At 55.3% G+C, this 15,445-nt stretch carries 15 protein-coding genes and 1 tRNA gene; 9 read left to right on the top strand and 7 right to left on the bottom strand.

The window, feature by feature from the left end; all coding sequences use genetic code 11:
* Nucleotides 1-27: 27 nt before the first annotated feature.
* The 7 genes from flgK (at nucleotide 28) to GQF03_RS11850 (ending at nucleotide 7,009) form a co-directional block, all read left to right on the top strand.
* Entirely contained in the window at nucleotides 28-2,124 is a 2,097-nt protein-coding gene (flgK, locus tag GQF03_RS11880; protein WP_161339508.1) for a flagellar hook-associated protein FlgK, read from the top strand.
* Nucleotides 2,125-2,134: 10 nt separating this feature from the next.
* Complete coding sequence (locus tag GQF03_RS11875) at nucleotides 2,135-3,094, top strand: flagellin (RefSeq protein WP_161339507.1); 960 nt, start codon at nucleotides 2,135-2,137, stop codon at nucleotides 3,092-3,094.
* 58 nt (nucleotides 3,095-3,152) lie between these two features.
* Nucleotides 3,153-4,301, top strand: a complete 1,149-nt coding sequence (gene mnmA / locus GQF03_RS11870; RefSeq protein WP_161339506.1) for a tRNA 2-thiouridine(34) synthase MnmA — start codon at nucleotides 3,153-3,155, stop codon at nucleotides 4,299-4,301.
* Between the two features lie 89 nt (nucleotides 4,302-4,390).
* A tRNA-Met gene (locus GQF03_RS11865) sits at nucleotides 4,391-4,467 on the top strand.
* A gap of 165 nt (nucleotides 4,468-4,632) precedes the next feature.
* A complete protein-coding gene (locus GQF03_RS11860; RefSeq protein ID WP_161339505.1) occupies nucleotides 4,633-5,805 on the top strand; it encodes a thiolase domain-containing protein in 1,173 nt (390 codons plus the stop codon).
* Complete coding sequence (locus tag GQF03_RS11855) at nucleotides 5,805-6,200, top strand: Zn-ribbon domain-containing OB-fold protein (RefSeq protein WP_161339504.1); 396 nt, start codon at nucleotides 5,805-5,807, stop codon at nucleotides 6,198-6,200. Before GQF03_RS11860 ends, GQF03_RS11855 begins: the two co-directional genes overlap by 1 nt.
* 35 nt (nucleotides 6,201-6,235) lie before the next feature.
* A complete protein-coding gene (locus GQF03_RS11850) occupies nucleotides 6,236-7,009 on the top strand; it encodes an SDR family NAD(P)-dependent oxidoreductase (RefSeq protein ID WP_161339503.1) in 774 nt (257 codons plus the stop codon).
* 6 nt (nucleotides 7,010-7,015) lie between these two features.
* On the opposite strand, the gene GQF03_RS11845 is transcribed toward GQF03_RS11850, so the two are convergent.
* On the bottom strand, nucleotides 7,016-9,085 hold the full coding sequence (locus GQF03_RS11845) for a hypothetical protein (RefSeq protein WP_161339502.1): 2,070 nt from the start codon (nucleotides 9,083-9,085) through the stop codon (nucleotides 7,016-7,018).
* A gap of 10 nt (nucleotides 9,086-9,095) precedes the next feature.
* Complete coding sequence (locus GQF03_RS11840; protein ID WP_161339501.1) at nucleotides 9,096-9,410, bottom strand: putative quinol monooxygenase; 315 nt, start codon at nucleotides 9,408-9,410, stop codon at nucleotides 9,096-9,098.
* 75 nt (nucleotides 9,411-9,485) lie between these two features.
* Here GQF03_RS11840 and GQF03_RS11835 point away from each other — a divergent pair, with 75 nt between their 5' ends.
* Nucleotides 9,486-9,863, top strand: coding sequence for a hypothetical protein (locus GQF03_RS11835; RefSeq protein ID WP_161339500.1), 378 nt, complete (start codon nucleotides 9,486-9,488; stop codon nucleotides 9,861-9,863).
* Here GQF03_RS11835 and GQF03_RS11830 read toward each other — a convergent pair.
* From GQF03_RS11830 to GQF03_RS11810, 5 genes are all read right to left on the bottom strand, one after another.
* Entirely contained in the window at nucleotides 9,860-10,387 is a 528-nt protein-coding gene (locus GQF03_RS11830; protein WP_161339499.1) for a molybdopterin-guanine dinucleotide biosynthesis protein A, read from the bottom strand. The genes GQF03_RS11835 and GQF03_RS11830 overlap by 4 nt on opposite strands.
* 92 nt (nucleotides 10,388-10,479) lie before the next feature.
* Entirely contained in the window at nucleotides 10,480-10,965 is a 486-nt protein-coding gene (locus tag GQF03_RS11825; RefSeq protein ID WP_161339498.1) for a VOC family protein, read from the bottom strand.
* 86 nt (nucleotides 10,966-11,051) lie between these two features.
* A complete protein-coding gene (locus GQF03_RS11820; protein ID WP_161339497.1) occupies nucleotides 11,052-12,275 on the bottom strand; it encodes an MFS transporter in 1,224 nt (407 codons plus the stop codon).
* Nucleotides 12,276-12,281: 6 nt separating this feature from the next.
* On the bottom strand, nucleotides 12,282-13,835 hold the full coding sequence (locus tag GQF03_RS11815) for a benzoate-CoA ligase family protein (RefSeq protein WP_161339496.1): 1,554 nt from the start codon (nucleotides 13,833-13,835) through the stop codon (nucleotides 12,282-12,284).
* A 105-nt stretch (nucleotides 13,836-13,940) separates the two neighbouring features.
* Nucleotides 13,941-14,405 carry a flavodoxin domain-containing protein gene (locus tag GQF03_RS11810; RefSeq protein WP_161339495.1) on the bottom strand — a complete coding sequence of 155 codons (465 nt, stop codon included), beginning with the start codon at nucleotides 14,403-14,405 and terminating at the stop codon, nucleotides 13,941-13,943.
* A 95-nt stretch (nucleotides 14,406-14,500) separates the two neighbouring features.
* Here GQF03_RS11810 and GQF03_RS11805 point away from each other — a divergent pair, with 95 nt between their 5' ends.
* Nucleotides 14,501-15,418, top strand: a complete 918-nt coding sequence (locus GQF03_RS11805) for a helix-turn-helix transcriptional regulator (protein ID WP_161339494.1) — start codon at nucleotides 14,501-14,503, stop codon at nucleotides 15,416-15,418.
* The last annotated feature ends 27 nt before the right edge of the window (nucleotides 15,419-15,445 follow it).

Here is a 15,445-nt window from a genome sequence, read left to right as displayed (position 1 = left end):
GACCCTTCCTGCTTTGGAGCAACTGTCATGAGCCTGAATGCAATCTTGAACTCCGGTATCAGTGCAATGCTGGCGCACCAGACAGCACTCAATGTCACATCAACGAACATCGCCAATGTCCAGACGGAAGGCTATGCGCGGAAAACTGTTGAATACAGCGCCATTGCGCTGAACGGAATAGGGACCGGTGTTGAAATTTCCGAAGTGCGGCGCATTACGGATGAATTCATTGCCAAGGAGCTTCGGCTGGCGACCGCCGGATCTGAACAGTACAAGGCGATGTCACAGATCTATAACCAACTGCAGTCTTTGCTAGGTGATCCGGCGGAAAACAACTCCTTGACTGGCAAGCTGGACAGCCTCAATTCCGCCTTCGCGGCGCTTACGATTGATCCGACGATGGCTGTATCGCGCACAGCCGCGCTGGACGAGATCGCCAATTTCGGTATTGAGACGGATCGCCTCCTGACGAAGATACAGTCCCTTCGTAAGGAAGCGGACAACCATATCGCCAAGGAGATCGAAACGGTCAATGACGCCATATTGCGTATTCACGAACTGAATCTTGAAATCAAATCCGGTGTCCAGAGCAATCAGCCCGTCGGCGAACTCCTGGATCAGCGGGATCAGGCGCTCTCGGAAATCTCCAAGGTCATCGACATCAAAACCTATGCCATGTCCGACGGGGCGATCGCGGTCGTTACCGATGCCGGGCAGCAGCTTCTCGATTTTCAGCCGCGCCAGCTCGTTTATTCGCCGGCCGCGCAGGTCACGAGCGAGACGGTTTTCGGTCAAGTGACACTGAATGTTTACGACACGGAAAGCAAAACGATAGCGGCCACGGGCCTTCCTCTCGATCCTGAGCTGCAAAGCGGGTCGCTGCGTGGTTGGCTCGACATGCGCAATATGGAATTGCCGAACCTTGCCGCGCAGATCGGCGCGTTGGCTGCGGGCGTCGCGGAACAGTTCAATGCCGTTCATAATGCCAATATTTCCGTTCCGCCGCCGTCCGTAATGACGGGTGGCAATACGGGCGTCTTGGCGACGGATGCGCATGGATTTACCGGTCAGGCGACCTTCTACAGCTTCGATGCCAACAACAATATTGTCGCATCCTACACCGTCGATTTCGATAACCCCGGGACGACGACGATGGCCGATGTGATTGCCGAAGTGAATGGCGCGCTGGGTGCCGGAACGCTTACGCTGACCAACGGCGCTCTGACCATGACCGCGCAAGGGGGTGCGGCGGGTATCGGAATCGGCCAGGAAACGGCCAATCCGTCTGAGAGAGGCGGCCGTGGATTTGCCCATTTCTTCGGTATGAACAATCTGGTCAGCACGAAGATCAATTCGTCATATGACACCGGACTTGCGGCGGGCGATGCTCATGGGTTCACCGGGACGGCCATGCTTGAATTCATTGGTCCGAATGGAGAGCAGCCGATTTCGATGACGCTGGATTTCGGGGCGATCGGCGGAACGATGACCGATGTCGTCAATGCTATTAATGGCGGCATTGGCCCCTATACGACAGCATCTCTGGATGCCAACGGCGCGCTTGTTCTCAACAATGCGTCCGGGTTTGGAAATTACAAGATCAATGTTCTTTCCGATACGTCGGACCGTGGCGCGACTGGTGTGAGTTTTTCGGAAATGTTTGGCGTCGGTCTTAAATATCCCTCCGACGCGGGTCTTGAATTTATGGTGGACCCGGCAATCAACGGAAATCCGCAGCAGCTCGCAACCGCCATGATCGATCCGTCCGGTACGCCGGCGTTGACGTCCGCCGACAACCGGGGAGCGCTCGCTTTTCAGAATCTTGCAACGCAATCCGTCGCGTTCGATACCATCGGCGGACTGACGGGATCAACTGTATCTCTTGGCGATTACGCGGCGCAGATCCTCGCCAAATCCGGTCTGGATGCCGCCCGGGCGGAGAGCCTGCAGAGCGACCGCGCCGCGTTGACCAATGAATTTCAAAACCGGATGCAGGAAGTTTCCGGAGTTAATATGGATGAGGAACTGTCCAATCTCATCGTCTATCAGAACGCCTATAACGCCTCCGCGCGGATTATTACGACCGCGCGAGAGATGTATGACGTCCTGATCAATCTCGTTTAGGAGAAGAGCCATGACACGCATTTCGACGTTTCAGCAGAGCCAAACACTCATCAATGAAATGCTGAGGAGCCAGTCGAAGCTGGCAGACGCTCAGCGCCAAGTTTCCACCGGCCATGTCGCGGAGTATTACAAAGACATCCATATGGATGTTTCCAACCTTGCGGGTGCAAAGTCACTGCTTTCCCGACTGGAGCAGCATGAAGCGAATAATGGCAAGGTGATGAGCCGCCTTGCTCAGTATGACCAGGCGCTGGCCGGAATGGAAAATGCGGGCGGCGATGTCCTGTCCGCGGTGATGTCGACGATCAATACGGCGTCACCCCAGGGTCTTTACGGCACGATCGAAGGGGCGTTCGAGACAATCCTGAACTTCCTCAACAGCCAGAATACGGAAGGGTATCTGTTCGCCGGCTCAAACAGCGATGTTCCGCCGGTGGGCATCACGTCGATAAATGACCTGATGGCGGCGGCGGAACCGCCAACGGATATTTTCCAGAACAATGATCTCAAGGCGTCCGTCCGCATCGATGAAAACCGGACGCTTGAAGTCGGTGTGCTCGCCGATGACATTGGTCTGGAAATCATGACCTCGCTGCAGCGACTTGCCCTTTGGGCCAATGGCACGGTTCCGACGACTGCGCCTTTACCGACAGGCCCGTCAAACAGCTTCGGATCGCCGCTTACTCAGGAAGATCAGGATTTTCTTGTGGGTGAGATTGCAAGCCTCGAAACTATGCTGGATAGCATCGCCGGATTCCGCGGTGCCAATGGTCTTAACCAGCGCACCATGGAAGATGCGACCGAGGTGTTGACGCAGCAGATCAACCAGACGAAGGTTTTCATCAGCGATATTCAGGATGTCGATGCGGCCGAAGCCATATCCAACCTCAATCAGCGGGAATTCGCATTGGAAACGTCCTATAGCGTCCTCAGCGCAATCAACCGGATGAGCCTGCTCAACTTCCTCTAGGGTCGCCGTGCGTATAAGCGCGCTTGCATATTAGGCGGCGCACTCTATATTGCCCGCCATGAATTCACTTGGATTTGACGCAGCACCCGAGGATACGCGCATTGTCGTTGCCATGTCTGGCGGCGTCGACAGCTCGGTCACGGCTGCGCTATTGAAGGATCAGGGCTACGACGTGGTTGGCATCACGTTGCAGCTTTACGACCACGGCGCCGCGATCCAGAAAAAAGGCGCCTGCTGCGCCGGTCAGGATATTCACGATGCCCGCCGGGTGGCCGAAGCGATCGGTATTCCGCATTATGTCCTCGACTACGAAAGCCGTTTCCGGGACAGCGTAATGGACGAATTCGCCGACAGTTATCTTCGCGGGGAAACACCTGTGCCCTGCGTCCGCTGTAACCAGACGGTCAAATTCCGCGACCTCCTCGAAACCGCGCAGGATCTGGGTGCGTCCGCCCTGGCGACCGGCCATTACTTGCGCCGTGACGAGGCAGGCGGCAAAGCGCTGCTTTTCCGCGGCCGGAATGCCGTTAAGGACCAGAGCTATTTTCTGTTTGCGACGACGCAGGAACAGGCGGATTTTTTACGCTTCCCGCTTGGCGATCTGACCAAGGATGAAACACGCGCCCTGGCCGAAAAATATAATCTTGCCGTTGCGGCAAAGCCCGAAAGCCAGGATATCTGCTTCGTTCCGAATGGCGACTACGCGAAAGTCATCGAACGCCTGCGTCCCGGCTCGGCCGTGCCGGGCGATATCGTCGATCTTGATGGCAGTATCCTTGGACGGCATTCAGGAATTATCAATTATACCATTGGGCAGCGCCGCGGGCTTGGCATCGCCACGGGAAGCCCGCTTTATGTCGTGCGCATTGATCCGGATCGTAACCGTGTCGTTGTTGGCCCCCAGGAAGCCTTGCTTGTCTCTAAACTCACCTTGCGGGAGGTGAACTGGATTGGCGACCTTCCGCTGGGTCTGGACGGGGCGGACGTATTCGTTAAGATCCGTTCAACTGCCGAACCTGTGGCGGCGACTGTGTTTGGCGCGTTGGATGGCTGGGCGGAAGTTCATCTGCAGATGCCGGAGCCCGGCGTTTCCGCGGGACAGGCCTGTGTCATGTATAAAGGGGACCGGCTTCTCGGCGGTGGCTGGATTGCCGGGACTGAAGCCCCGCTAAAGTTGACGGAAACCGCGTTTCAACAGGCGTTATAATTGTCATTTCCCCGCTTGACAGGACATTCTAAAAAACCTAAAAACCGGGCTTCGGCGCGCCGTTGGCGACAGCCGTATCAGTCTGTTCCGGCTCCTTAGCTCAGTTGGTTAGAGCGGTGGAATCATAATCCATGTGTCCCCAGTTCGAGTCTGGGAGGAGCCACCATTTTAAAGCCGGGGTAGAGACATTGTTTCCCCCGGCTTTTTCTATCCCCGGGACATGACGCCCGGCCTTCATATTATATCGTTGAATGTGCGTCCGCGCTTTGCTACGCTTGCCGCCCAAACATGCCGCAAAGGTGTGGATAATAATAACAAAGGTAAATTTCTCATGACCCTCAAGGGAAAGGCCTATATCGCCGGAGCATATGAGCATCCGACGCGAAAGGCGGCTGACAAATCACTTGCACAACTTCATGCTGAGGTGGCCAAAGGAGCGCTGGAAGACGCCGGTCTGACGAAAGACGACGTCGACGGATATTTCTGCGCGGGCGATGCGCCCGGCCTCGGCGGACTTTCCATGATCGATTACATGGGGTTGAAGCTTCGCCATATCGATACGACGGAAACCGGCGGCTCCTCCTACGTCATTCATGTCGCCCATGCGGCGCAGGCGATTGCGGAAGGTAAATGCAAGATCGCGCTCATCACATTGGCGGGCAAGCCCCGCTCCTCCGGCGAGGCGACGGGCACCAAACCGCGCAACTACGGAAATGATTCGCCGGACGTGGCGTTCGAATTGCCGTTTGGACCGACCATCGTCAATAACTACGCCATGTGTGCCCATCGCCACATGTACGAATTCGGCACCACCAGCGAGCAGCTTGCCTGGATCAAGGTGGCCGCGTCTCATCACGCGCAGCATAATCCAAATGCCATGCTGCAAAAGGTTGTTACGGTCGAAGATGTGATTGGGTCACCCGTGATCGCCGATCCGCTTCACCGGTTGGATTGCTGCGTTATCAGCGACGGCGGTGGCGCGCTTGTTGTTGTTGCGCCGGAAATTGCCGCGAAACTTGATCGGCCGAAAGTCAGGATTATCGGCGCGGGCGAGGCGCCCAAGCATCAGATGGGTGGCCGTGTCGACCTGACCTATTCAGCGGCGGCAGCCTCCGGACCCGCGGCTTTCGCGGAAGCCGGCGTGAGGCCGTCCGATATCAAATATGCGTCCATCTATGACAGCTTCACAATCACCGTCTTGATCCAGCTTGAAGATCTCGGCTTCTGCGCCAAGGGCGAGGGCGGAAAATTTGTCTCTGATGGAAATCTTATTTCCGGTGTTGGCAAGCTTCCCTTCAATACGGATGGCGGCGGCCTGTGCAACAATCATCCGGGTAATCGCGGTGGCATCACGAAAGTAATCGAGGCGGTCCGGCAACTGCGGGGGGAAGCTCATCCTGCCGTGCAGGTCGCAAATTGCGATCTGGCACTCGCTCATGGTACCGGCGGCTCTCTTGGGACCCGGCATGCGGCAGGCACAGTGATTCTGGAAAGGGTAGAATAATGTCAGACAAAAGAACCATACCCGCCCCGCATGTCGAAGAGGAAACGCGCCCTTATTGGGAGGGCCTCCGTGACGGAAAACTTCTCGTGAAACACTGCCGCACATGCGAGGCGGCACATCACTACCCGCGGTCTTTCTGCCCTCATTGCGGCAGTGATGATACCTACTTCAAGGAAAGTGACGGCCGCGGAAAAATCTATTCCTATAGTGTGTTCCGGGCGGTGCCTGAGCCCTATGCGATTGCTTATGTCACGCTCGCGGGGACCGATATCTCGATGATGACCAATATCGTCAATTGTGATCTGGACCGCCTGGCGATCGGGCAGGAGGTAAAACTTTGCATCGTCGATACTGAAGGCGATGGACCGCCGGTGCCGATGTTCGAACCCGTCTGATTTTTAATACCAATTTTAAGAACAAGAGGAATGTTATGATTAATCCTATGTCGTTAGAGGGGCGCAATATCATTGTCACCGGCGCGGGGCAGGGCGTCGGCGAGGCGGCGGCGAAACTAATCGTCGATCTTGGAGGGCGCGCCATTCTCGTAGATCTGCAAGGCGACAAACTTGAAGCCGTTGCCGACAAGCTCGGAGCGGGAAATGCCGAAATCTATGTCGGCAGTGTCGCCGACCCCGGATTTGTGCAGGACATGGTTGCCAAATCCGTCGCATCGAATGGAGCTGTCCATGGATTGATAAACAATGCCGGTATTGTCCGGGCCGCAATGATCAACAAGATGCCGGTCGAGACCTGGCAGCAGGTTATTGATGTCAATCTTAGCGGTGTTTTTTACTGCTTGCAGGCTGTCGGTCGGCATATGATCGAGCGTGTAAAGGACGGCGAAGAGAATCCCGGGGCGATCGTCAATATTTCGTCCGTTGCCGGTCGCCGGGGCACCGTCGGGCAGATCAACTATGGCGCGGCGAAATCAGGGGTTCTGGGCATCACCATGAGTGCGGCGAAGGAATGGGGACGTCATAATATTCGGGTCAACAGTGTCTGTTTCGGTGTCGTCGAGACGGAAATGACGGAAACAATCCGGTCCGACAAGTTCCGTGATACCTACATGGCGCAAGTGGTGCTGCAACGTTTCTCGACGCCGGAAGAGGTCGTGAAAGGCGTTTGTTTCCTGCTCTCGGATGCGTCAAGCTACATCACCGGGCAGCATCTTTCCATCGATGGTGGTTCCCATATCGGATTCTAACCGACCTTATTTCGGGCGCGACGAGCCGATCCGGTCTGTCGCGTCCATATATCCATATTGAAGGAATTGGTTCGTTCCTTGCGGTTCCATCACCGGAAGACCCTCGCTGTCCTTCGCAACAGCATATCTCATGATTTCCGCGACAACGGGCCGTCCGTAGGCGTCCCGCTCCGAAATCCTTGCGCCATCACGTGTAAATTCCTCTGAACTGCCACCGATGCTCCGTCGCCAGCCCAGAAGATTTCCGTCAATGTCATAGCGATATTCGTCCTTCCAGTTGCGGCGTACAAAAATCTGCGGATCGGCGTAGCGTGACTGGATTGCAGGATCATTGTGATCAATCAGGACAATCTGGTTATTCGCGTTATATTCGCGACGTTGATTGGCGGGAAAGAGGAAATTGATAAATGCGGGCGCCGAATAATGGTGGCCATTATGCACGAATGCGCCGATTTCTACCCGGCTGGATTTGATATCCGGTCGCTCTGGCGCATAAAACGGATCATGCCATGGAACCGTGATTTCAACGATGCTTCCGGTCTCGTTTTTCGGCGAAATGGTTATTATCTCCGCATCGCCGCGCAGAACGACCCAGTGGTAGGTAAGCGTCTGACCCTCAGGCATCTTGGTTTTTTCCGCGCTGATCGTTATAGCCTTCCCATAGGCGGTCGAGCGGATCGCCCGGGTAATCGCGCCCGGTGTATCGTGCAATGTTTCCGCGCGGAAACTGCTGAAGTCGTCAATACCCTTCCGGGGTTCGCTCTCGCCAATTACCTCGAGCTCGACCATCGGTGGAATATTGGGGATTTCGAGATTCTGGGCGATCTCGATCATCTTGAAAAGATCGATATTGAGACTGCTGAAAACCGGCGGATGCGCCGTGTAGGTAAGATAATCCTCTGCGCCATGAACCGGTTTCTGGCCAGCACGAAAGATCATCTGGACTGTCGGCGCAATCAGGTTCTGCGCTTTCAGGTAGTCTTTTACGTCCGGCCTGAATGCCGCGAGGATGCTGGCAATGGCGTTTAAAAATGGCAGGTCAGACCCGGATTTTCCGTCAGAAATAATTACGTAGGGTGTATTTGCCGTCAGTACATCGCCATGCGTTTCTCCGTAATCCGTCACTGCGGGATAGATGTAAAGATGATTGCGAATATACTGCAGGAACAGCTTTCCAATACCGGATGGCTGGGTAAGCCCGAGTCTGGCCTGACTGCGCCAAAACGGGCCCATTGTTATGGCGGTGGATGAATTGCCGAACGTGACGGCATTATAGAGGATGACGTCGTTCAGCCCATAATCGATCGAGGACCGCATGGCCTCTTCGCCGTATCGGATGAAGCTCAACTGGGGGTAGTCGTCCGGCCATAGAGTTGAATGCTGGCGGTCCCGGTTATCGTAAAGGTCTCCTGAATTCCCGGCCGCCTTCCCTTGTTGGAACCAGACATTTAGCTGCTCAGTCACGGGACTGTTGCCGATTTGAACCTTCGCGCTCCTCGGCTCTTGCCGGTCGACGTCGAAGCGGCTCAGCAATATATGAAATCTCGGGACCCATAATGTGTTGTCGAGGCTGACAAGTGCCGTTCCATCCCGCAGGGGTGATGGCGCCGTCCGATGTCCGTCCCCCCGCGGTGCCGTAGCCTGCTTCTGGATAATTTTCTCAGCCAGTTCCTGAAAGGCCGGGTCCGCCCGTGCCGCTTTCAAATTGGGATCTTTCTGGAGCATTCCGGCATTTCCAAACCCCTTGTCGATCGCGAGGGAAAGTGCTTCGAGAGAACCCTTGATGTTATTGCGTGTCGAGAGAATGGTCGCGAGTAAGTAGTAATTCTGTGGCTGATCCGGATAACGGCCGATAATCTCGCGCATTCCTTGTTCGGCGTCTTCAAAGCGTCCGGCGCCGAGCGAGCTGAACACCACGCTCAGCATTCGGGACAAGGCGGGCGCGTCAAAGACAGTGAATGCTGGTTGCGCGGCGGACGGCGAAGTTTTCTTTTCCTCCGCCGCCCCCGAAATAGGGAGGGTTAAAGCCGTTGCGCAGAGCGCCGCTTGGATCAGTATTTTTGTCCGGCGACGCATGTGATCCCGGTCAGGCCGGCGTTAAAACATGGATTGTCCGGCTCTCCAACATATCCTTTGTTTTGGCGCCGTAGGCTTTCATATGATCGGAAACGGCATGCGCCATCAGGGCGTCCATGCTTTCCCATTTCTCGATCACCGCGAAACTGTTCTCCCCGAGTTTTGCCTGAAATCCCCCGATGCCTTCCATATCAATGACGGCATTATATTCGATACAGCCTTTTTCCGCATGAACAGCCGGAACATTGTCCTTGAAGGCGGCAAGCACGGCATCCCGCTTACCGGGTTTTGCGGTGATAATGGCGATCACATTGACTGGTTGCATGTTTTTTCCTTTTTTATGGTTGTTGCATTCTGGTGAATTCTACAGCATAGCTTGGGACAAAGGCCATGATTAATCGTGCGAAAAACCGTCGAAATGAGGCAAAAGGAGCCGCGGCAAATGAAAATGAAGATGCTTCTTTTTATCGGATTTCTGGTGGCCACGACAAACTCCGTCCAATTGGCGTTCGCGGAAGACTGGCGCGAAACCGGCTGTGCCGGGGTTGTCGAAAAAGAGCTTGAGAAGCTTGATATTGAAGCACTTGGGGCTGCGCGGGTCACCTATATTGTCACCAGTCAGGGGTCTGCGGCGACCGAAGGATCTGAAGAGCTCAACGGCTGGGTGAGTTTTAAAAAATGCCGGGGCAATCTGACCGTGCGGTTGCCTGAGAGTTGCGCCATCGCGTCGATGTACACAAGCGGCGAATGCCGCATCCCAGGAATTCCGCATTATTAATCAAGGGGTTGCGGCACGCATTTATCCGCCGTCTGTTGGCGCATTTCAATCTGATGCGTGAAACTGTCGCCGTCACTAACGGTTATGCTCTCGAACCCGAGCAGCGTGAGTAGGTCCAGAAAAGTCAAATTCTCCAAAGCGCCGCTTTCTTCAAAGATCGGGGTCGTTCGGGCGCTGTTAGTGAGATCCGCGAGAAGTGCCCGGACCCTGTAAATGGTCTTAAGATGTCCATCTGTTTTGGCAACGATGATCAATTTTCGGGAATCGCCGCCCTTCGCGAAGACGGCATAGGCTGACTCATATGGTTTTGCCACCATTCCTTCTTTTATGCCGATAACGAACCCCACGCGGCGGCGCTTGTCAATATTCGGCAGCGGCGGGACCCGGGCACAATAAATTTCAATCTCTGTCGGAGCAGGATAGTAATAGCCTACGTACTTGTCCTGCTTCGCGGAAGCGGTCGCAGTCGCAGCCATAAAGATGCCGACAGATAGTCCAAGAATACCGAGCCGCCCAAACCGCATAAATCTCTCCTCAGGGTCAGATTGTCCCCGACGCACAATTTATTTGTAAAACGGAGCGTCGGACAACCTTAAATGCGGTCAAACAGATTATTTTACGCGGCGGCGTGTTCCGAATTCCATTTCTTCAGCAGTTCATGAGCCTTTGCGGCGGCAGTTTCCGGATCCGGCGTTTTTTCGGGAATTTTTGCGGTCAGTTCGATCACATAGCCGTTCGGATCGCGGAAGTAAATCGAATGGATCGATTTGTGATCGGAGATGCCGCGGGTTTCGATGCCCATTTCCTTGCCTTTGGCGAACATCTTGTGAAGGCTGTCCATATCCACCTCCAGCGCGATGTGGAGGTCATAGTCGTGCTGATCCTTGAATTCGAATTCCTGATCAGGCGCTTCGAAGAAAGCAAGAAACGATCCGTCGTCCATGCGGTAGAATGTGTGGAGAACATCCGTCCGTCGACCTGTCTTCGATTCGCTGATCGAAAGGGCGTCGGCAAGGGGAAGGCCCAGAAAATCCTCATAGAATTTTCGCGTTTCTTCAGAGTTCCGGCACCGGTAGGCGTTGTGATGAAGTCCCTTGATCATGATATTCCCCTAAAAATGCGCGCCCGTTAACACTGTTGTATTTGGCTTTCTTCACGTCAAAATCAACCCTGCTGCCGTCAACGGGTTTATCGATGGCCATTTGCCAGGGACATCGCCTCCGGCTGGGCACGGAGTTTCGCCATCGCGATAACCCCGAGCAGCGGGCCAATAGCAAGCGGAGCAAAGGCATAGTGCCAGCTTAGCAAATCGATAAAAAGCGGGATCAGATGAATGGTCGCCAGGCTGATCAGAAAGCCGATGCATGTCTGGATGGTCAGCATGGTGCCAATCATGTTTCTCGGGCTGAGTTCGATTATGCAGGTTGAAAATTGCGCGGAGTCGGCGACGATCGATATCCCCCAGATGAGGCAAACGAGGATCAGCAGGAGGGGGGAGCCGCCGAAGAGGAAACCGACGGCCACCGAACATGTCCCGCTGAACGCCATGGCGGTGATCGTGACTGTTGTCCGACCGAAGCGATCTGCTGCGAGGCCGGCAATCAGGCTCCCCAGTCCGCCAGCAGCGATCGTCGCGAATGTGCCGAGGTTGGCAAAGAATTGGCCGTTTTCCAGGTTGCTGATGCGGAAGCTTTCGAACAGAAAAAGGCCGATCCACGCCCACATGGCATAGAGTTCCCACATATGGCCGAAATAACCGAAATTGGCGAGACGGAGAGGTTTGTATGTCCAGGCATAAAAGGCGAGGGAAGGGTCAAACGGCGGTGCTTTCGGCATGTCGCTTCCAAGAGTGACGAAGGCGATTAGGCCGCTTGCGCCCACCGCAAGAAGACTGCTCGTCATCAGGGTCAGTTTCCAGTCAAGGCCGCTGGTATCAAGGAGATTAAGAATATGCGGAAAGGCGCTGCCGATCGTGAGCGCGCCGACCAGAAGGCCAACGAGAAGGCCGGTATCCCGCTTTGCCCAGGTTGAGACCATTTTCATCCCGACCGGATAAATGCCCGCCATGCAGACGCCAGTGATAAAGCGAAAGACAACGACAATTGCGGAGGTAGGGTCGAAAAAGATAATTGCGAGATTTGCACTCGCCGCGATCAGAGCCGCGGACGCAAAGAAGGTTCTGGGGGGAATGCGATCGGCGAGGCTCAGGACTGCGCTGACCAGGGTGCCGCTCACAAACCCGATAGCAACCGCGCTTGAAAATAAAGACGCCTGCAGGCCGCTCAATCCATATTGCGATTTCAGGATCGGAATGACGGCGGTCGCCGAAAACCAGAGCGAGAGAGCCATGACTTGGCATAACGCAAGCAGAAGCACGGAACGCCATTTCTGCCCCGCTGTCCAGTTCGTCATTGCGGTCTATTCCGGTTCACGAAGTTTGAACCGCTGGATTTTCCCGGTCGCTGTTTTGGGGAGTTCATCGACAAATTCGATCCATCGCGGATATTTAAACGCGGCGAGCCGATCTTTCACGAATTGTTTCAGTTCCATGCCCAAGGCATCCGCGTCGAAATTTTTCTCCTTGGCCACAATTACCGCTTTCGGTTTGATCAGCTTGTCGGCGTCGGCCTTGCCGACGACAGCGGCTTCCAAAACTGCCTCATGTTCGATGAGGGCGGCCTCGACCTCGAAGGGCGAGACATAGATGCCACCGACTTTCAGCATATCGTCTGTACGGCCGCAATAAATGTAATAGCCGTCTTCATCCTGCCTGTATTTATCTCCGGCGCGGGTCCAGGGGCCCTGAAAAGTTTCGAGGCTTTTTTCGCGCCGGTTCCAGTACATCAGGCCGCTCGACGGCCCGGAAATTTCAAGCGCGCCCATCTCGCCGGGTTTGACGGGATGTCCATCATCGTCGGTGAGCCGGATATCATATCCTTTCACAGGCTTGCCGGTAGAGCCCGGCCGGACATCGCCCGGCCTGTTCGAAAGAAAGATATGCAGCATTTCCGTGCTGCCGATGCCGTCCAGGATATCGACGCCGACCTGCTCTTGCCAGCGCGCGAGAAGTTCTGCAGGCAGGGCCTCTCCCGCTGACGTGCAAAAGCGCAGGCGATGCTCCCCCGGTTTTGGCAAAAGACCACTTGCGAGCAACATTCCGAAAAGCGTCGGCACCCCGTAAAAAATTGTCGGTGCCTGATTTCTAAGTATGTTGCATACGGCGTCGGGCGTCGGCGGTCCGTCGAGAAGAATGGCGGTCGCGCCCACTGAAAAGGGAAAGCTGAGGCCATTGCCGAGACCGTAAGCAAAGAATAGTTTCGCTGCCGAGAATGTCACGTCATCCTCCCGGATGCCGACGGTTTCCTTCGCATAAAGTTCGGCCGTCGCGCGCATGCTCCCGTGCAAGTGAACGGTCCCCTTGGGCATTCCCGTCGTGCCGGATGTATAGAGCCAGAAACACATGGCGTCCCGCATCGTTCTGGCCGGTTCGAATTCCGGCTTTTGCCCTGCAATCATATCCGAAAGGGAGTCATGTCCTGCGCTATTGCTACCGGAGACGATGACATGCCTGAGAGCGGGATGGGATTTCAGATGGCTCTCGAATCCGGCAAGCAGGTCGTCCGAAACAATAAGGGCAACAGCACTGCTGTCGTCGAGAATAAATGCATAGTCTTTTGCGGTGAAACGCGTGTTTATGGGTACCGGAATAATGCCCGCTTTGATCGCACCCAGAAAGCAGATGGGAAAATCGACCGTGTCATTGAGGCAGAGGATAATGCGTTGTTCCTGTTGGATGCCGAGCTGCTTCAATGCGTTGGCAAATCGATTGATGTTGTCGCTCAGTTCCTGATAGCTGTGCGCGCCCGATCTATCGATAACGGCGGGCTTCTGTCCGCGCCCTGCCGTCAGATTATGGTCGATTAGGTCGACGGCTGCATTGAATTCTCCCGCCGCGTCGGTTCCGATGGCCATCCCATTCCTCCCAAGAATACCGGCGCCAACGTGTTGTTGTTTTTTGCGCGCCGGAATAGTTTATATTTTTATCGGGCTCTTCGGCAAGCATGTCCTGCCGCGATCCTACGCTGTTGCCACGAGCTCCTCGAGCCATTCCTCCGCCCACTCGGCGGCGCAATCTTCCGGTAGTTCTCCTGAAGAGGCATCATGGCGCATGATTTGCCCGATGCGCTGTGCGCCGAATTTCTGAAAGGCCGCGTCAAACAAATTGCCCGCGTTGCAGAATGTCTGATGATAGGTCAGGTCTCCGAGCGCGAAAACACCGTATTTAATGCCTGAAAGATCGGGGGCCAGAGAATTCAGGTTCTCCATGAAGGCTTGTCCGTTGTCCGGCACGTCGCCCTGCCCGTAAGTCGAGGTGCATATTATAAAAGCGGAGCCGTTTGCCAGAACTTCGGCATCAAGATCATCCATCAGCAAAATTTCGGATTTCTGCCCTTTGGCCGTAAACGCGTCGGCAATTTCTTCAGCCACAAGCTCTGCGGTTCCCGTCATCGTGCTAACGAGGATTTTAATTTGATCCGGCAAATCGCTTTTCTCCAAAAACAACTACTCAAATGACGAAATAGGAAATATAATGCATTTTGTCCAGCAGATAATGATCAAATGGCGGTGAGAAACAAATGAGCAAGGTGTCACTTGAGAGCTCGCGACGGGAGAGTGGTCAGGCTGGCGATTTTCTTTCGGAGCTGGGAGCTCATGTCCGGGCGGCCAGAGCCAAGCGGGGCATGACGCGCCGAATACTTGCCCGCGACTCCGGGGTGTCGGAGCGATATCTCGCCAAGTTGGAATCGGGTGAGGGAAATGCCTCCATGTTGGTCCTCCGGCAGATTGCCGCCGCGATGGACATGACGTTGATCGACCTCGTCGCCGTCGGTGATCAGCTCAGCCCGGAAATGAGGGGGCTCTATCAGCTCGCGAAGCGGCTGCCGTCGGATCAGCTGGCCATCGCAATCGGCGTTATTCGCGAGCGGCTGGCGAAGTCCGAAGATGCGGCGAAGGGTCGCCGGATTGCCCTGATCGGTCTTCGCGGGGCCGGAAAATCGACACTTGGCGCGCGTCTCGCCGAGAAGTTGGGATATGGCTTTATTGAACTCAATAAACGGATCGAAAAAGAATTCGGTGCCGGCCTTGATGAAATTTTCTCGCTTGCCGGGCAGCCCTCCTTCAGGCGGCTGGAGCACCGCTGCCTTACGGATATCGTCACCAATCAGGACGAGGTGGTGATCGCCACCGGCGGAAGTATTGTCGCTGACGAGCAGACTTTCTCCCTTCTCTTGCGGCGCACGCATGTGATCTGGCTGTGCGCGCGGCCGGAAGAGCATATGTCCCGGGTTGTCGCCCAGGGCGACATGCGCCCGATGGTCGGTAATCGCGAGGCGATGGCGGATCTTAAGCAGATCCTCTCCGCAAGGACGCCCCTGTACAGCCGGGCCGACGCCACTTGCAATACGTCGGGCCGGACGGTCGAGGAGAGCTTGGAGGATTTGAGGCAAGTGGTGGGAGGTCTACTCAAGTTGAACGAGCGGCAAACTGCTTGACATGAATTAAAGTGCATATTAGGTAGG

Origin of the sequence: Sneathiella chungangensis (assembly GCF_009882935.1) — a bacterium.
Taxonomy (GTDB): domain Bacteria; phylum Pseudomonadota; class Alphaproteobacteria; order Sneathiellales; family Sneathiellaceae; genus Sneathiella; species Sneathiella chungangensis.
The sequence above is the reverse complement of the archived record's forward strand: the minus strand, read 5'-3'. Positions and strand labels throughout refer to the sequence as shown.

Bases quoted from the DNA above. Each gene is read 5' to 3' on its own strand.
- flgK (WP_161339508.1), top strand. From the start codon at position 28: ATGAGCCTGAATGCAATCTTGAACTCCGGTATCAGTGCAATGCTGGCG.
- GQF03_RS11875 (WP_161339507.1), top strand. From the start codon at position 2,135: ATGACACGCATTTCGACGTTTCAGCAGAGCCAAACACTCATCAATGAA.
- mnmA (WP_161339506.1), top strand. From the start codon at position 3,153: ATGAATTCACTTGGATTTGACGCAGCACCCGAGGATACGCGCATTGTC.
- GQF03_RS11860 (WP_161339505.1), top strand. From the start codon at position 4,633: ATGACCCTCAAGGGAAAGGCCTATATCGCCGGAGCATATGAGCATCCG.
- GQF03_RS11855 (WP_161339504.1), top strand. From the start codon at position 5,805: ATGTCAGACAAAAGAACCATACCCGCCCCGCATGTCGAAGAGGAAACG.
- GQF03_RS11850 (WP_161339503.1), top strand. From the start codon at position 6,236: ATGATTAATCCTATGTCGTTAGAGGGGCGCAATATCATTGTCACCGGC.
- GQF03_RS11845 (WP_161339502.1), bottom strand. From the start codon at position 9,085: ATGCGTCGCCGGACAAAAATACTGATCCAAGCGGCGCTCTGCGCAACG.
- GQF03_RS11840 (WP_161339501.1), bottom strand. From the start codon at position 9,410: ATGCAACCAGTCAATGTGATCGCCATTATCACCGCAAAACCCGGTAAG.
- GQF03_RS11830 (WP_161339499.1), bottom strand. From the start codon at position 10,387: ATGCGGTTTGGGCGGCTCGGTATTCTTGGACTATCTGTCGGCATCTTT.
- GQF03_RS11825 (WP_161339498.1), bottom strand. From the start codon at position 10,965: ATGATCAAGGGACTTCATCACAACGCCTACCGGTGCCGGAACTCTGAA.
- GQF03_RS11820 (WP_161339497.1), bottom strand. From the start codon at position 12,275: ATGACGAACTGGACAGCGGGGCAGAAATGGCGTTCCGTGCTTCTGCTT.
- GQF03_RS11815 (WP_161339496.1), bottom strand. From the start codon at position 13,835: ATGGCCATCGGAACCGACGCGGCGGGAGAATTCAATGCAGCCGTCGAC.
- GQF03_RS11805 (WP_161339494.1), top strand. From the start codon at position 14,501: ATGAGCAAGGTGTCACTTGAGAGCTCGCGACGGGAGAGTGGTCAGGCT.